19 protein-coding genes are annotated in these 17,106 nt (G+C 39.9%); all 19 read right to left on the bottom strand.

What is annotated here, in order from left to right:
* Positions 1-108: 108 nt before the first annotated feature.
* The 19 genes from CYK18_RS09740 to CYK18_RS09650 all read right to left on the bottom strand — a co-directional run bounded on the left by CYK18_RS09740 (position 109) and on the right by CYK18_RS09650 (position 17,098).
* Positions 109-519, bottom strand: a complete 411-nt coding sequence (locus tag CYK18_RS09740) for an MORN repeat-containing protein (protein WP_101786366.1) — start codon at positions 517-519, stop codon at positions 109-111.
* Positions 506-949, bottom strand: a complete 444-nt coding sequence (locus CYK18_RS09735; RefSeq protein ID WP_101786364.1) for a low molecular weight protein-tyrosine-phosphatase — start codon at positions 947-949, stop codon at positions 506-508. The genes CYK18_RS09740 and CYK18_RS09735 overlap by 14 nt, the downstream gene beginning before the upstream one ends.
* Before the next feature lie 46 nt (positions 950-995).
* Positions 996-1,295, bottom strand: a complete 300-nt coding sequence (gene yajC / locus CYK18_RS09730) for a preprotein translocase subunit YajC (RefSeq protein ID WP_000445810.1) — start codon at positions 1,293-1,295, stop codon at positions 996-998.
* A 117-nt stretch (positions 1,296-1,412) separates the two neighbouring features.
* Positions 1,413-3,389: a transketolase gene (gene tkt / locus CYK18_RS09725; protein ID WP_101786363.1), complete on the bottom strand. Its 1,977-nt coding sequence runs from the start codon at positions 3,387-3,389 to the stop codon at positions 1,413-1,415.
* A 113-nt stretch (positions 3,390-3,502) separates the two neighbouring features.
* A complete protein-coding gene (gene ulaG / locus CYK18_RS09720) occupies positions 3,503-4,594 on the bottom strand; it encodes an L-ascorbate 6-phosphate lactonase (protein WP_001134226.1) in 1,092 nt (363 codons plus the stop codon).
* 111 nt (positions 4,595-4,705) lie between these two features.
* Positions 4,706-6,379 carry a BglG family transcription antiterminator gene (locus CYK18_RS09715; protein ID WP_101786361.1) on the bottom strand — a complete coding sequence of 558 codons (1,674 nt, stop codon included), beginning with the start codon at positions 6,377-6,379 and terminating at the stop codon, positions 4,706-4,708.
* A 166-nt stretch (positions 6,380-6,545) separates the two neighbouring features.
* Positions 6,546-7,253 carry an L-ribulose-5-phosphate 4-epimerase gene (locus CYK18_RS09710; RefSeq protein ID WP_101786359.1) on the bottom strand — a complete coding sequence of 236 codons (708 nt, stop codon included), beginning with the start codon at positions 7,251-7,253 and terminating at the stop codon, positions 6,546-6,548.
* A gap of 1 nt (position 7,254) precedes the next feature.
* Positions 7,255-8,118, bottom strand: a complete 864-nt coding sequence (locus CYK18_RS09705) for an L-ribulose-5-phosphate 3-epimerase (RefSeq protein WP_101786357.1) — start codon at positions 8,116-8,118, stop codon at positions 7,255-7,257.
* 3 nt (positions 8,119-8,121) lie between these two features.
* On the bottom strand, positions 8,122-8,787 hold the full coding sequence (locus CYK18_RS09700) for a 3-keto-L-gulonate-6-phosphate decarboxylase UlaD (protein ID WP_042516260.1): 666 nt from the start codon (positions 8,785-8,787) through the stop codon (positions 8,122-8,124).
* A gap of 16 nt (positions 8,788-8,803) precedes the next feature.
* On the bottom strand, positions 8,804-9,289 hold the full coding sequence (locus CYK18_RS09695) for a PTS sugar transporter subunit IIA (protein ID WP_023947940.1): 486 nt from the start codon (positions 9,287-9,289) through the stop codon (positions 8,804-8,806).
* 76 nt (positions 9,290-9,365) lie between these two features.
* Positions 9,366-9,647, bottom strand: a complete 282-nt coding sequence (locus tag CYK18_RS09690) for a PTS sugar transporter subunit IIB (RefSeq protein WP_000241466.1) — start codon at positions 9,645-9,647, stop codon at positions 9,366-9,368.
* A gap of 22 nt (positions 9,648-9,669) precedes the next feature.
* Positions 9,670-11,127: a PTS ascorbate transporter subunit IIC gene (locus CYK18_RS09685; protein WP_101786355.1), complete on the bottom strand. Its 1,458-nt coding sequence runs from the start codon at positions 11,125-11,127 to the stop codon at positions 9,670-9,672.
* A 130-nt stretch (positions 11,128-11,257) separates the two neighbouring features.
* On the bottom strand, positions 11,258-11,881 hold the full coding sequence (locus CYK18_RS09680; protein ID WP_101786353.1) for a ribonuclease P: 624 nt from the start codon (positions 11,879-11,881) through the stop codon (positions 11,258-11,260).
* Between the two features lie 50 nt (positions 11,882-11,931).
* Positions 11,932-12,918, bottom strand: a complete 987-nt coding sequence (jag, locus tag CYK18_RS09675) for an RNA-binding cell elongation regulator Jag/EloR (RefSeq protein ID WP_101786351.1) — start codon at positions 12,916-12,918, stop codon at positions 11,932-11,934.
* 17 nt (positions 12,919-12,935) lie between these two features.
* Positions 12,936-13,760, bottom strand: a complete 825-nt coding sequence (locus tag CYK18_RS09670; RefSeq protein WP_219619946.1) for a membrane protein insertase YidC — start codon at positions 13,758-13,760, stop codon at positions 12,936-12,938.
* Positions 13,735-14,106, bottom strand: a complete 372-nt coding sequence (gene rnpA / locus CYK18_RS09665) for a ribonuclease P protein component (RefSeq protein ID WP_000739245.1) — start codon at positions 14,104-14,106, stop codon at positions 13,735-13,737. Before rnpA ends, CYK18_RS09670 begins: the two co-directional genes overlap by 26 nt.
* 149 nt (positions 14,107-14,255) lie before the next feature.
* On the bottom strand, positions 14,256-15,446 hold the full coding sequence (locus CYK18_RS09660; protein WP_101786347.1) for an acetate kinase: 1,191 nt from the start codon (positions 15,444-15,446) through the stop codon (positions 14,256-14,258).
* Between the two features lie 50 nt (positions 15,447-15,496).
* Complete coding sequence (locus tag CYK18_RS09655; RefSeq protein WP_101786345.1) at positions 15,497-16,450, bottom strand: class I SAM-dependent methyltransferase; 954 nt, start codon at positions 16,448-16,450, stop codon at positions 15,497-15,499.
* Between the two features lie 60 nt (positions 16,451-16,510).
* Positions 16,511-17,098, bottom strand: a complete 588-nt coding sequence (locus tag CYK18_RS09650; RefSeq protein ID WP_180948047.1) for a class I SAM-dependent methyltransferase — start codon at positions 17,096-17,098, stop codon at positions 16,511-16,513.
* Positions 17,099-17,106 lie beyond the last annotated feature (8 nt).

Here is a 17,106-nt window from a genome sequence, read left to right as displayed (position 1 = left end):
ATTTTTTTATTTCACAAACTTGCTTGGAAGAGAGACTTGGAAAGAAAGGGATTTGCAGGTAAGCGCTTACTTAAACATTCTAACAATACCTCCTTTGATAAGGAGGCTTTATTTTTGTTGAAAAACACCTTGTTTAAAAGTCCCTTCATAAACGACTTCTTGTTCTGTTGTTAGTTTTCCTTTTCCTTCAGCCTGACCATTTACAAAATCACCTTCGTAGGTCCAGCCTTCTTTAGATTGAAAGGTACCTTTTCCGTTGAAGGCTCCATTGTTGAAACCACCTGTATATTGGTCTCCATTTTGGAAGGTGATGGTTCCTTGGCCATTCATTTTACCACGGACAAGACTGCCATCGTAAACAATCGTTCCATTATCAAGCTTTAGAACACCTTTTCCGGGAATATTTAGAAAAAAGACGAGTACAGCACAGAAAACAATGGTAACTACTGCCAAAAGCTCTAAACGTGGACGAGTCAGATAGACATGATACTTTTCGTAAAAATTCTTAAGATTTTCCACCTTCACTCTCCTTTTCTAAACGTTCTAACCAAGCTTGACAACCTGCTTGAACACGCTGATAGGTTTCCTCAAAATCTCCTGTATACCAAGGATCTGGAACACTTTCAGATGCAAATGAGTAAATCTTATCTTGACAGTCTACTGGACACATCTGACGTAGATCCGAAACATTTGAAGCGTCCATTCCGATAATATAATCAAAGGCTTCAAAATCTTCCTTACTAATCTGAAGCGATGTTTTGCCTCTGTCATAAGGAATATCATACTCTTGAAAAACCCCCTGAGTTCCCTTATGAATCGGATTGCCATGTTCCCAAGAGGAAGTCGCTCGACTTTGGATTTCGTAGTTATCTGTCATCGATTTCATCACAAACTCGGCCATAGGGCTGCGGCAAATATTTCCCAGACAGACAAATACTAATTTTTTCATCCCATTTCCTTTCTTTTATAGAAAAACGGGAGTTCGTGATCTCGTCTTATTTTTCAATTGCGCCTTCGAGTGAAGCTGTTTCTTTCAGCGGCAATACGGTCTTGATAGCAGCTAGTTCAAAAGTCAAGTAAACTCCATCTACATCAAGAACAATTGTTTTCTTTTCTGTATCTACTTCATCGACTGTTCCATAAAGTCCACCGATTGTAATCACTTCATAGCCTTTTTGTAATTTATTCAAGCTTTCCATACGCTTTTGTGCTTGTTTCTTTTGAGAGCGTTGCGTAAAGAACATCAAGCCCACCATAGCCACAAGAATGATTAAAAATGTATATTGTGATTCCATTATATTCTCCTTTGTCTTTTACATAGGACTACTATATCAAATTTCAGTTACTTTTACAAGATTGTACCTTACTTTTCTAGTAAGAAAAAACCAGAGCTTACGCCCTGATTTTTAGGATTATTTCAAGTTTTGAACGACTTTTACAAGATTTTCAACTGTAAAGCCATATTCTGCCAATACTTTTGGTGCTGGGGCAGAGGCTCCGAAGGTATCAATACCGAGAACGGCACCATCGAGACCAACATATTTGTACCAGTTTTGAGTTGCACCCATCTCGACTGCAACACGACAGCGAACTGCATCTGGAAGGATTTCTTCCTTGTATGCTGCATCTTGTTTATCAAAGACATCTGTAGATGGCATACTGACTACTCGGACTTTTGCTCCTTGACTAGCCAATTCTTTGGCAGCTGAGACAGCAAGATTGACCTCTGAACCTGTCGCAATCAAGATGGTATCAAAGTCGACTGTATTTTCATAGACAACATAGGCACCTTTTGCAACTTTATCAAAGTCTGTTCCTTCTTCGACAGTCAAGTTTTGACGGGTCAAGACAAGGGCAGTTGGTGTTTTCTCACTTGTCACTGCAAGGTACCAAGCTGCTTGCGTTTCACGCGCATCTGCTGGACGGAAGACATTTAGATTTGGCATAGCACGAAGACCTGCTAAGTGCTCAACTGGTTCGTGCGTTGGGCCATCTTCCCCTACCGCAATAGAATCGTGGGTAAAGACATAAGTCACAGGAAGGCCTTGCAAAGCTGACAAGCGAACAGCTGCCTTCACATAGTCAGAGAAGACGAAGAAAGTTCCACCGTATACACGAAGTCCACCGTGAAGGGCCATCCCGTTCAAGATCGTTCCCATTGCAAATTCACGAACACCAAACTGAATGTTACGATTCAAGCGATTGGCATCGTCTTGAAGTCCGTCAGTCTTGATATAAGTCATGTTTGAGTGAGCTAGGTCAGCTGATCCACCTAGGAAGGTTGGTAACTTAGCTGCCACAACATTCAAGGCATCTTGGCTTGAATTACGAGTTGCTTGAGAGAAACCATTTTCTAAAGCTGGGAAGTCTGCTGGAGTCACTTCAACTGGATCACGTCCATCGATGATGGCTTCTACTTCTGCTGCCAGTTCTGGATGAGCTTCTTTGTAATCTGCGACTAGTTTTGTCCATGCTTCATAAGCTGATGCACCACGGTCTGCAACATGTTCTTTGAAATCAGCATAAACTTGTTCTGGGATTTCAAATGGTTCATAGTCCCACCCGAGAGCTTGACGAGTTGCTGCAGTTTCATCTGCTCCAAGAGGGGCACCGTGTACGGCATTGGTTCCTTGTTTATTTGGAGAACCGTATCCAATAATAGTCTTCACTTCAATCAAAGATGGTTTGCCTGAAGCTTTTGCTGTTTCGATAGCAGCATGGATTGCTTCCAAGTCTGTTCCATCTTCTACCAAGGCAGTATGCCAACCGTAAGCATTGTAACGGTCACGAACACTTTCTGTAAAGGAATCCTTTGTCTCACCATCCAAGTTGATGTCATTTGAATCATAAAGAACAACCAACTTGTCTAGTTTTTGCAGACCTGCGTATGAAGCCGCCTCGCTTGAGACACCTTCCATCAAGTCTCCGTCTCCACAGATAACATAAGTATAGTGGTCAAAGATATTGTAGCCTTCGCGGTTATATTTGGCTGCCAAGAAACGTTCTGCTTGGGCAAAACCAGTGGCAGTTGAAATCCCTTGACCTAGAGGACCTGTGGTAGCATCAATCCCTGCTGTATGGCCAAATTCTGGGTGCCCTGGTGTTTTTGAACCCCACTGACGGAAGCTCTTAATCTCATCCATGCTAACATCTTCAAAACCAGAAAGGTGAAGAAGGGCATAAAGAAGCATTGAACCATGACCTGCTGAAAGAATAAAGCGGTCGCGGTTGATCCAGTTTGGTTGAGCTGGATTGATACGAAGTTGTTTTGTAAAGAGGCTGTAAGCCATCGGAGCCGCTCCCATAACCACACCTGGGTGACCTGAGTTGGCTTTGTTGATAGCGTCAATACCTAGGAAACGGATTGCATTAACAGATAGATTTGACATAGAATTTCCTTTCTATTTGAGGTGATTATTGAATCACACATTCTATTTTACTATTATATGAAAATTATCCGTATCATGCAACATACGGATAACCTCCAAAGAATATTTTTATATTATAGCAAAGCTTTAAATTGAATGTTAGAGTCTTGTTCAAAACAATCATCAAAACCACGTGGATGATGGTATTCTACTAAGTGTTGATCTTGAGGATAAGTGTACTTACCGCCGACTTCCCAGATAAATGGATGGAAATCGTATTGCAAGCGATCTTTTCTCATTTTCCAAAGTTCTAGAATCTCATTAGTAGAAGCCATGAAGTTAGACCAGATATCATAGTGAACTGGGATAATGACTTTGGTACGCAGATTTTCTGCCATACGAAGAAGGTCGATAGATGTCATTTTATCTTGGATACCTACCGGATTTTCACCATAGTTATTCAAAGCAACATCAATTTTAAAGTCTTTACCATGTTTTGCAAAATAGTTTGAGAAGTGAGAATCTGCACCATGATAGATGGTTCCACCTGGTGTTTCAAAGATATAGTTAACAGCCTTTTGAGCCATTTCTTCATCTGTAACAGCTAAGCCAGCAAGTTCACCGCCTGTCTCATCAGCACCGTTCACTGGGAGAGTTACCAAGCAAGTACGGTCAAATGATTCTACTGCATGAATCTTCATATCTTTTAATTCGATAGTGTCACCTGGTTTAACAACGATGATACGTTCTTTTGGAACACCCCATCCTTCCCAGATTCGTCCACAGTGGTAAGGACCGATAAACTTAACATGCTCTAACTTAGGATTGTTGAGAATTGCTGCAGCTGTGTATGGGTCGATATGATCACTATGGAAGTGTGAAACTAAGTAATAGTCTAGTTCGTTGATAGCAAATGGATCGATAACCATTGGCTGAACACGCAAGTTTGGTTGCAACTTACGAACACCTGCCATATTTGCCATTTGGTGCCCACGGACCATATCTTTCACTTTTTTGGTTGATTTTCCACGGTTTGACCAAAGGTCCATGACAACGTTAGCACCACCTGGTGTCTTAATCCAAGTACCACAGTTGCCTAGCCACCACATGGCAAAGTTGCCTTCAGGTACGACTTCTTCTTCGATTTCTTCGTTCAACCATGTTCCCCACTCTGGGAAAGTAGCTAAAATCCATGACTCTCTTGTAATTTCTTTGACGTTTGGCATATGTTGCCTCCTTTGGATATAATTGTTATCTTTGAGATTAGTATACCACCCTTCAAAACACTAAAAAAGACCAAGAAAAACACAGGTTTGTGTTCATCATTGGACTGTCCTTCAAATATCTTCCAAAAAAGCTTGAACTACTATTTCTTGATTTATAAGTGTTTGAACCTCTTCTTGGAACTTACTAGCCAACTTACTGTCTACAATATAAGACGAAATAAGACTAGAAAGATTTTCACTGAAACTTTTGCTCTCATTACGAAATATATTGTGTTTAAGGTAGTCTAGCATTTTCAAAATATCTTCTGCTTCAAGGATAGGATTAACCCTTAAAATCGGAAATCTGCTATCCAAATCATCATTAGTAGTAATCACTACATCAACTTGTGCAATATCTTCCACACTCTTAAATTGTTCTGTTGTAAATACAGTGCCAATTTGCTCATTTGGAAAATAAAGTTTGCATTGTTTCAGCAAAAGTCTCGAAACCGCAACACCTTCATCACAAACAAGATAAACTTTTTTCATATTTTTTTGAGACGATGGTGTATACTTTAAAAATCCTCCAATATGAATCGTCAAATAGGCAATATCATCGTCTGTTAGCCGAATAAACCATGCTCCTTCTAAAATTTCCGCAGATTTTCTAGTGACTAAAAATAATTCTCCATACTTGGATCGAATTTGTTTTGTTAGAGGATTTTTAGAAAAAATACCGTAAGTCTTTCTAAATAACAAGGCTTTACAGTGGATCATCAAATTTCTTAACAAATCATCCTTGTTCTCAATCTCCATTCGGATTTGTGATTCAAAACACCAGATAAATTCTTCTAAAGCAAGTTTTAATTGCCGAAAATCATCACTTTCTGCATGAATATCCAAATCTTTACGATAGGAGAGGAGAAGAACAGCTACAAGAGAAACTTCAAGTTCTGACAAAGAAATTTCAAACTTTTGAAACAACCGTTCTCCTAATTTCTTAGACACCTGATACTCTATTCTTTTTCTTATCAAAGAAAATTCTTTCTCTATATCCTGATGTCTTTCTTGATACTGTTCAACATTATGACAGCTTAACAGCAAATAAGGTAGAACCTGCAACATAAAAGTTACTTCATGATGATTTATTTTCTTCCCTAAATCTTGTTCAACTAAAGGAACCTGTTCCTTAAAAAATTGGTTCATTTCAACAGAAAGCAAACACTCACCATCTAACCTCTCTTTCATCTTATCTTCTAAAATAGATACAAAAGTGGCATTTTCTTCCATAAAAATATGATATAGAAGCGATTGAAGATACTGAATTTTATTAAGAGGGTGGGCATGAAGATGGTATCCCTGTGACTTGCTCACTTGCAAGGTCACCTGATATTGTTCCAAAGTTAGTTGATAACGAATACTATTCAAATCATTGAGAACAGTATTCCTAGACACCTCTGTTAACTCCATCAATTTTTCAATCGTAATACGTTCTTTAGAAATACCTATCCATAGTAACATTATCATCATACGTTCATGCGCACTCATGATATAATCGTACGAATCTACTTCCGATAATAGTTCACAACAAGCATCTCTTTGCTCTTCCGTTAAGTGAATACCAATTCGTGGAATACTAATGATATGAAGCGCCTCGTCACCCAAAGCAGCATTGATTTTGTCAATGTGATAATAAATTTTCCTTCTTGACTCTTTCAAATCTTTTGAAATCGCCATAATCGTTTTGGACGTTTCTTGATCCATCAAATATTGAAGCAAATCACAACTTGCCTTATCCAGTACCATATTTCATACTCCTCTATCAATCAACTGCCTTGAAAACAACTTTATAATAGTATCACATTCACTAACGCATTTCAATTATCAACAGTAGTCTCTTAATAACGAATACTTACAATTACAAAAGCGAGGCTTGGATCGAAAGGTCCTAGCCTCTTTTCAATTCGATTTCTTATTTCTTTTGACCGTAATAAGCATTTGGTCCATGCTTACGTTGGTAGTGTTTTTCTAGAATGTACTGAGGAGCAGGTTCAACTCTTGGATTGATTTGTTCTGTAAAGCGATTCATCCTTGATACTTCCTCTAGTACGACAGAGTGATAAACAGCATTCTCTGGATTTTTTCCCCAGGTGAATGGACCGTGATTGCGTACAACAATACCTGGTACTTCAACAGGATTGAGACCACGACGCTCAAATTCTTCTACGATAACCAAGCCAGTATCTTTTTCATAGGCTACTTCTACTTCATCTTTGGTCAAACTACGAGCGCAAGGGATTGAACCGTAGAAATAATCTGCATGGGTTGTTCCATAGAAAGGAATATCACGTCCAGCCTGTGCCCAACCAACTGCTTCTGTCGAATGGGTGTGTACCACACTACCAATCTCTTGCCATGCCTTATATAACTGCACATGAGTTGGGAGGTCAGAAGATGGTCTTAAATCTCCTTCTAGAACTTGGCCATCCAAGTCCGTCACCACCATGTTTTCAGGTGTCAATTCGTCATAATCTACGCCTGATGGTTTAATAACAATGACACCTAGTTCGCGATTAACTTCCGATACATTTCCCCAGGTAAATTTAACAAGTCCATGTCTTGGTAATGATTGATTGGCATTACAGACTCGTTTACGCATATCGTTTATTACTTGATTCATCTTACATCAAACCTGCTTTCTTAATTAGTGGGTAGAGAAAAGCTTGCGCCTCTTGAATGACTGCGCGTGTTTCTTCTACAGTTTCACAATTTTCAGACCACATTTCGATTAGGAAAGGTCCATTATAATTGGTTTGTTTTAAAATATCGAAAGCTTCTTCCCATTTGACACAACCTTGCCCAAAAGTTACATCTCGGAACTGGCCCTTTGAACTTTCTGTCACTGCATAAGTATCCTTGAGATGGAGAGCTGCGATGGCATGATGCCCAAGATAAAATTCACTGTAGACATCATTATGCCATGCAGATACATTACCAATATCTGGGTATACAAAGAGGTAGGGAGAGTCAATCTCTTTTTCTACAGCCAAGTATTTTTCGATGCTATTGATGAAAGGATCATCCATAATTTCAATAGCAAGTACCACCTGAGCTTCTTCAGCCCAGTCACAGGCTTTTCTCAAATTTTTGATAAAACGTTGGCGTGTCTGGGGTGACTTTTCCTCATAGTAAACGTCGTAACCAGCTAATTGAATCGTACGAACTCCCAAATCCTGAGCTAATTCGATACATTTTTTCATGAGTTCCAGAGATTTTTCCTCTAGAACTGGATCATTTGATCCCAATGGGTAACGACGATGTCCTGAAAAACAGATAGAAGGAATACGAACACCAGTTTCATAAATCGCTTTGACAACTGCCAAGCGCTCTTCCTTGCTCCAGTCCAGTCTTGCTAAACGCTGGTCACGTTCATCAATAGACATCTCGACAAAATCAAAGCCTAACTCCTTAGCAAAATTTAAACGTTCTAGCCAAGTAAAGTGTGTTGGGGTTGCCTTTTCATAAATTCCAATTGGACGTGCCATGGTTTACCCCCAAATTCGTTTGATTTCATCCTTGAAGGCACGCGCTGCTCCTGCTGGATCCGCAGCCTCCGTAATTCCACGACCTGCGATAAAGGTAAAGACATCAACGCCTTCAAAGAGTTTGAGAGTATCTACATCTAGACCACCTGTTACAGATACACGGAAGCCCATGTCAATGAGTTTTTTAACCTTATTAAGGTCTTTTTCACCCCAAGTTTCACCAGCAAGAAGAGCATCACGAGATTGGTGATAAATAGCTTGTGAGATACCTGCATCTAGCCAAAGCTGAGCTTGTTCAAAAGTCCAATCGCCATAAAGCTCGATCTGGATTTCGCCTCGTTCTCCTCGTTCAGTCTTGATAGCCTTTAGAGCTGCTTCCATAGTAGGGATGGTTGCACAACAGATACAAGTCATCCAGTCTGCTCCACGAACTGCATTATTTTTAGCAACTGTTCCACCAGCATCAGCACATTTTGTGTCTGCCACAATAATCTTATCTGGGAAAAGGCTACGCAAGACTTCAACCAGTTCACTTCCAACTTGAAGCAAGCAAACAGTTCCAGCTTCGATAATATCTACTTCCTGACCAACAGAAACAGCTGCTTTAATCGCTCCTTGCAAGTCTGAATGATCTAATGCAACTTGTAAATTAGGTATTCTTTTTGTCATCTCTTTATTCCTCTTTCTAACTTTCCAAATCCAATCCCTCGAGATAAGGGCTATCCTTAGATTCTTCAATCATCGCCAAGACATCTTCTTTAGTCTGGCAAGCCTGTAAACGTGAAATAGAATCTTCTAATTCAAACAGGGCAATGATTTGTGGAATGGCTACACTTGTGTGAATTTTTGAGCTTGTTGCTGCTAGTGCCAACAAAACAGATACCTCTTTCCCATCTGAAAATACAACAGGATTTTGTAAGGTAATCAATGAAAAGGCATCACTTTGCACACCCGCTTCAGGTCTAGCGTGGGGCATAGCCATACCTGGCATCAAGATATAGTAAGGGCCATACTCTTCAGTCGATTCAATGATAGCATCGTAATACTCTGGCAAAATTGCCCCACTTTCAATCAAGGGATCTACTGCTACCTTGACTGCTTCTTTCCAATCGTGAGCCTCTAAACCTAGTCGGATCGAGTCATTGTCAATTAAAGCTTGTTTTAAATTCATATCTGCCTCCTTTATTTAAAGAGGGAGAAGGACAGAAACGATAACTCTCAGTTTCTGTCCAGCCCCCTCCAACCTTTTACTGTAGTGCTTGACTGAGTTTTTCAGTGATTTCTTTATCATCCATCAAGTTGTCAAGCCCAATTAACTTCCCATTAGTTCGCCCTTCCAATTCTTGGATCAAATGAAGAGAAGCGATTACGATGTCATATCCTGCTGCTAAACCTTTAGCTTCCCCGACACTGCATGAATTGACTGTAAAATCTGTTTGATTAAGCTTACGGAGAGCATTTTCAACCTTCATCTTGATAACCATTGATGAACCCATTCCATTTCCGCACGCTGCTAATACTTTAACCATTTTATTTCTCCTTTTCTAGATACTAAGCTTCTTCTTGAACTTCACCGTTGTAATATTTCTCTTTATCTTTTGCTTTGGCAAATTGAAGTTGAGGAATAACAAGCAAGAAGAGACACACAAGTACATAACCAACAATACCAAGGTATTTGAAGATATATCCAAATCCAAGCCATGGGAATTCAAAGTCGATATTTCCATGGTAACCACCATAAGATGCTAAATCAAGAAGAGCTACACAGAGAGCTCCTAAAGCAACTTGGAGAACACCTGAGATGAAGGATAGGATAACAGCCGCTTTCCATCCGCCGCGTTTATCAGCGTAGACCGCAATGGCTGCATTGTCAAAGAACACTGGTACAAATCCTGTAATAATAAGAATCGGATTTTTAAAGACGATGAGCAAGACAATTGTGATCAATTGACCAATCAAACCAAAGGCAAATCCTGACAAGACAGCGTTTGGAGAACCAAATCCATAAGAAGCTGCAACGTCAACCGCTGGGAATGAGCCTGGCAACAATTTGTTTGAAATACCTTGGAAGGCGTTTGTCAACTCAGATACGAACATGCGGACACCTTGCATCAAAACGAACAAGTAAACTGAGAAGGTAAAAGCTGTTTGAATAATGTACATAAAGAAATCTTGTTTAGCAGGATTGAATAGAGTTCCTGAAGTGATGACTTCTTTATTAGACATAATGTCTGGACCCAAGATTAAAAGAATGGCTCCGAAGAATACGAGCATCAAGGTAGCAGATGCAACAACTGTATCGTGGAAGATTGAGAGGAACTTAGGTAATTTAAGATTGTCTAAACTTTCTTCTTTCTTACCAAAGCGTCCTGCTACTTTATCTACAAACCAGATTGCAAATTGCTGTTGGTGACCAATCGCAAATCCGCCACCACCAGTCAAGCGTTGAGTTGCCTCAACAGTCATATTTGAACTAACTGCCCAGTAAAGTCCACAGATGATACCAATTGCTGCTGTACCGTAAGCATTGCGTAATTGTGGGACTAAGAATAGAACCATAAGAGATACGGTTGCAGCTTGTTGTACCATGATATGACCAGTAATAAATAGGGTTCTTACCTTCGTAATCTTGCGAAGAGCCACAAGCAAGATATTTATTCCAAAACCAATCAATAGAGCTGTAGTTGCAGTTCCAACAAAGTCTGGAAACTCTGCCGCAATTTTGTTGTTTGCTGCAGCAAGTCCAAAGTAAGGGTCGATAACCGCTGCACCAATTTGGAATTTGTAGTTAAGGGCTGCTAAGATCGGACGGAAGGTTGTAACCAAACCACCCGCACCCACGTTGAGCAACATATACCCTACTGTTGCTTTAACAAACCCTGAGAAAACGTCATGGGTAGGTTTTTTCAAAAGTGCGTATCCTACCAACACCAATAAACCTACGAAAAATGCGGGATTCTGCAAAATATTGCTAGAAAACCAATTTAGAACACTTGAAATGACTTCCATAATTGTTCTCCTTTTTAATTGTTTTTGTAGGTTTATTATATACTTTGAAAGCGTAAACAAAAAGACCAAGAATTACACAGCGGACTGTTCACTCTTGGACTGTATGATTTATGATATTTTAATGATTAGCTTAGTTTCTCGTAGCTAGATAAAATGGAAGAATTTTATCATAAGATTTCAGTAAATTTTCCACGATATCTTCTTCAGATGAATTTTCTGTCACAGAAACATCTGCCTTCACTAACACTTTTCGGATTTCTTGACTGCTTACCTTCTCACGCAAAGTACGACGATTTTCTTCGTTCGCCTCCCACCGTTGACTTTGACCATTAGAGTAGGCTAGATAATAAATCCCTTCTACCACTGGAACTTCTAGGACCTTGGCCTGCTTGCCTAAAGTTTGCTCATCTTTCTTGCGCTCTATGAAACTGACCTCTAAGGAAATACCAAACTCAGAAGGATCCCCGTACAAACGTAAGGCTAGCATAGGCTCTGTCACTTTCCCCTCACTCTGTAGATAAGCCCAGAAATGCGGTCGCAAACGCTGGGCTTGATTCATCCACTGGCTAGTCTGTTGGAGTTGCCATTCTGTATGGCTTGCTTGAAAGACTTTGGCCAGTTCTGTAAAAGCCTTTCGTGCCTCTTGACCTTTGTGGCGGAAGTCCAGCATTTTCTCTCGTTCTTCTCTCGCTTTATCAGGATTACGGTACTGCAAACCAGCAAAATCTAAATAGTCTATTATCTTATTCAACATTAGTTTAATCTCCTCTAGCTAGCAAAAAATCAGGAGAACCCTGATTTTACTTATTCTGTATCTACAACGACATAGCGATTGGGCTCGTCACCTTCAGAGTAACTGGTCACGCCATCCATACGCGAAATAATACGGTGGATAATCTTGCGTTCGCTATTCGACATTGGATCTGTCTGATGACTGCGACCTTCTTCCAAAACACGAGTCGCCAATTTTTGAGCATAGGTCTGCAAGACTTCTGCACGGTGTTCGACATAATCATTGACATTAATAGTGATATAGAAGGTTCTTGAATAGCGGTTGTAAAGATAATTTTGAGCCAACAGTTGCAAGGCCTTCAAAACTTTACCATGGTAGCCGATAATACGACCTGGTTCGTTAGTATCAATTTGTAGATTGATGCTACGACGGTTATAATCATTTGAAAGTGTGGCCTCAACATCCATGTCATCAATAATCGTTTGAACATAAGTCGTTACTTCCGTAGCTACTTGTTCAATATCAAAGCTCGGTTCAACCTTCAAGCCCAAGTCTTCTAGTTCTTGACTTTCAGTTTGCTCAGCTTGGTTTTCAATAATAGGCGTTTCTACTTCTTCGAGAGCAGTTTCTTCAAGTTGTAATTCATTTAAAATCTCAATGTGACCAGTTTCTTCCAAGATAGTGCTGGCATGTCTTTCATGTTTTAAGATTTCAGCCTTGACTTCATCAGAAATACCTTGGCCTTCCTCTTCAATCTTTTTAATTGCTTCTACAACATGACCCAAATCAACAGTTGCTTCACTGACTGTTTTAACAGGCTCATTCAAATCATTGATTTGTTTTGGAACTCCCTTTACAGCTTGTTGGTTTGCTTTTACAACTGTCGTTTCACTAATAGCATCGATATCCACTTGGGCTGGTTTTTTACCAAATAAACCAAGAAATCCTTTTTTCTCGCGAGAAATGACTTTGATATGAGCCTTCATTCTTGGAATATCTAATTCTTTCAATCCTTTCTGGATTGCTTCTTCAACAGTTGAACCTGTAAATACTACCATTACCAGATTCCTCCTTATTATTTCGTTTTCTGAGCCTTTTTCTTGGCTTTTCTTTTTCTATTTTCCAAATCTTTCTGTGCCTGAACTACTGCCTCTCGCTCTGCGATAATCTTGAATGGATTGTTCAAGAAATAGGTTTGCAAGACTTGATAAGCATTAGACACTGCCCAGTAGAGCGCTACTCCGCTTGGAGCATAAACCCCAAAGATAAAAATCAAGACTGGAATCCCATACATCATCGCAGTCGTAGCACCATTACGCTCAGACAAGGCTTTGTTGGACAACCAAGTACTTAAAAAGGTAAATACTGCCGCTAAAATCGGAAGAACAAGGGTTGTATCCACACCACCAAGGTTAATCCATAAGAAATGACCTGTCTTTAAAAAGTCAACTCTTGATAGAGCTTGGAACAAGGCCAAGATAACCGGCATCTGAATCAAAATCGGCCAAAGAGAATCCGACTGTCTGACACCCATTTCTTTAAAGACTTTACGCATTTCTTGCTCTAGCTTGGTTCTGCTTTCCATATCTCGACCTGGATATTGTTCTCGAAGCGCCTTAATGCGTGGTTGAGCTTCTTGCATTTTTCTAGAAGCCACCATTTGCACTTGAAAGACCGGCAATAGAACTGTACGAATCAAGACCGTAAAGAGAATAATCCCCACTCCGATACTGATATCAAACGATAAAAAGCGAATGATTTCCGCAAAGAAGTAAACAAATTTACTCCAAAAATCAGCCGATTCGGCTGTAATATCGCTAGTTGTCCCATTTGTTGCACAGGCTGTCATGATAAATAGGGACAGTCCTAGCAAACTAGTCAACTGTAGTTTCTTTTTCACTCCCATTTCCTTCCTGGTAAATCTTTGATAATTTTAATACGTGGAGTAGATTTTTCTCCATCTCTGCGTATCCCAAGGTTTCGACTCCTTTTCGAGCAATGACAACAAAATCGACATCTTCTACCAGACTCCCTTTTGCATTCTGGATAATATGCCGAATCCGTCGCTTAATTTGATTTCTAGTGACGGCATTCCCAAGTTTTTTACTAACTGATAGACCTACTCGAAAATGGTTTTTCTGGTTTTCTAATTGGTAGACAACAAATTTGCGATTGGCAAAACTTGTCCCTTCCTTGAAAATCGCCTTAAAATCTTTCTCTCTTTTTACACGAAAGTTTTTCTTCAAAACTCAACTCCATCTATTAAATTACTACTATTATACCATATTTTTCAAAAAAGCCAATCATAGCAAGGTTTTGGACATTTCCATCAGAAAAAGAAGCTGGAAAAATCTCTTTCCCAACTCCTTGTACTAAATATTTTTTCTAGTTTTACTTATTTTTTCAAGCGTTCAACGTCACGGGCAATGACCAATTCTTCATCTGTTGGAATAACCAAAACACGAATCTTCGCTGCCTCTGTTGAGATGTCTCCTGTCACGCCAAAGACGTTCTTCTCTGGATCAACATCACAGCCAAACCAAGAGATACCTGAGATAACATCTTCACGTACGTTTGCAGAATTTTCACCGATACCTGCAGTAAAGATAATAGCATCTGCTCCATTTAAGACTGCAAGGTATTGACCGATATGTTTTTGGATACGGTCAACATACATTTCATAAGCCAAAGTGGCATCGTGGTCCCCTTCTTCCATAGCAGCAATCACATCGCGCATATCACTAGATTTGCCTGAAACACCCATAAGCCCTGATTCACGATTAAGGACGTGACTAATATCCTCAGGCGTGTTAAAGTCCTCTGTATATTGCATTAAATAAGGAATGATAGCTGGGTCAATATCCCCTGTACGAGTTCCCATCATCACACCACCAAGTGGAGTGAATCCCATTGAAGTATCGACAGATTGACCACCCTTAACAGCTGTAATAGAAGCACCATTACCGATGTGGCAAGTAATCAATTTCAAGTCTTCTAATGGACGTCCCAAAAGTTTTGCGGCTTCTCCTGCTACAAACTGGTGACTTGTACCGTGGGCACCATATTTACGAACCTTGTTTTCTGTGTAATATTTTGTTGGGAGAGGGTAGCGATAAGCTTTCTCTGGCATACTTGTGTGGAATGAAGTATCAAAAACAACTACACTGGTGATGTCTGGCAATAATTCCTTGAAGGCACGAACACCTGCTGCATTAGCTGGATTGTGGAGAGGAGCCAACAAGCTCAACTCTTCAACTTTTTCTAAAACATCTCCCTCAACGACTGTTGATTCTTTGAAATATTCTCCACCAGCAACAACACGGTGTCCAACACCTGTAATCTCGTCATAAGCCTTGATAATATCGAAACGAATCAAGTCATCCAATAAAATTTTAACAGCTTGTGTGTGATTTTCGATATCCAAAATTTGTTGTTCAGAACGGCCGTCAAATTTTACAGTTGAAATTGAATCTTTCAAACCGATACGTTCAATCAAACCTTTCGCCAATACTTTTTCTTCTGGCATTAAATATAATTGCCATTTTAAACTTGAACTTCCTGCATTGATTGCAATTGTTTTTGTCATAACACGATACCCCTTTTCAAGCGTTTTCATCTATTATAACAAAATCTATTTTATATTTCAGTACCTTGAGTCCATTTTTGAAAATTTTCTTTAAATTTCATTAAAACACTTGCATCTTGCAAGCTAGCAAGTGGATAAACAAAAGGCTCTACTGCTGTTTCACTTTTCTTCTGTAAGATAAAAATGGTCTTGGATTGTTTAGCACTGGCAAAAAGATTTTCAGGCAAACTAATCATGGCTACCAGACTCGCTTCCTCTTTCAACCAGCCTTTCAACAAATCACTTTGAGGGCTGGTCAACAAATCACTCGGAGCGAGAAAAATAGCGTATCCATCTGACTTGAGATACTTAAGTCCTTGTTCCATGAGCAAGTGATGAGCGTAGGTATGTTCTTGACTAGAAGCAACTTGATGGCGCGACGCAACGGCATCATCAGGATAATAACCGACAGGCAAGTCGCTGATGACCACATCGCTTTCTTTGAGCATTTGTGGACGAACGGCATCTCCTTGGACAAAGCCAGCCTGCAAACCAATTACATCTGCCATACTAGCCGCCAAATCAATCAGCAAATCATCCACTTCCATTCCCAAGTAATCCACCTTTTTATCAAGCGAGGTCAAGAAAGTAGCGCCTAGAATTCCCATTCCGGAACCCATTTCGAGGATAGTGATTTCCTCCTTTTGAGACAACTCTTCCACAATAAACACCAAAAGCAAAGCAATGGCATCTGGCGTAAACTGGTGATTGGCCTGTAGGGGCTCTGTCTGCCCAGCCTTCATCAAGAGAAACTGGTAGGTCTTGAGCCATTCTTCCTTACGAAGTGCCAAACGCTTAAGGGCCTGATTGTTTTCCTTGACCTGCTCTAACTCAGTCTCACCATCCAAATAGATGCTGTTTTGCTCCACCAAGGCATCATAAAAATTGGTCGCCAAATCACTTTGGATGACTTGGACATTCTCTAATAAATACGTATAAGCTTGTTCAATTTTTTCAAAATCCATATTCCTATCTTATCAAATTTCCCTTCTTTTTTCCATCCTTATAGAAAAATCACTCCCTGACTAGGCGAGTGATTTTTGGGCTACTGTTAAAAAGAGTTCTGAGTAATTTCCTTGAAACAGGTCTTCAGCGCTATAGAGAATCTGACTATGCACAGATGAAAAACCGTGCTGAATTAGCTTGTTTTCCAGTTCAGCTAAATCAAATCCATGATGGTTAGCTTCTGTCTTGGTAAAATCAGCAAGGAAGAGTTGTCCATCTTCCTTCAAATGTTGATGAAACAGTGAGAGAGTCGCATCCAAATCAGGCATATGGTGAAGAACACGACAAACAACAATGAGATCAAACTCTTGCTCCAAGGGATTTGCCAGTAAATCTTGCTCCAAAAACTGGATATTCTTACTTTCTTGCTGCTCCGCTTTCAAACGAGCTTGCTCCAGCATTTTCTCAGAAATGTCTACAAGAGTAACGAACTTGGCTTGCTTGGCTAGGGGCAAGGCTAATAGACCCGTCCCTCCACCGAAATCCAAAATTTCTTTGTCTGATAGAAGATCAATCTGTTTCTCGACTGCTTGACAAACCAAGTTTGCAAGGAAGATATTTTTAGGGGAATCAAAAGTTTCTGCTTTGTGGTTAAAATCATGTTTCATATTTTTAG

The organism is Streptococcus mitis (assembly GCF_002860865.1).
GTDB lineage: Bacteria > Bacillota > Bacilli > Lactobacillales > Streptococcaceae > Streptococcus > Streptococcus mitis_AT.
The sequence above is the reverse complement of the archived record's forward strand: the minus strand, read 5'-3'. Positions and strand labels throughout refer to the sequence as shown.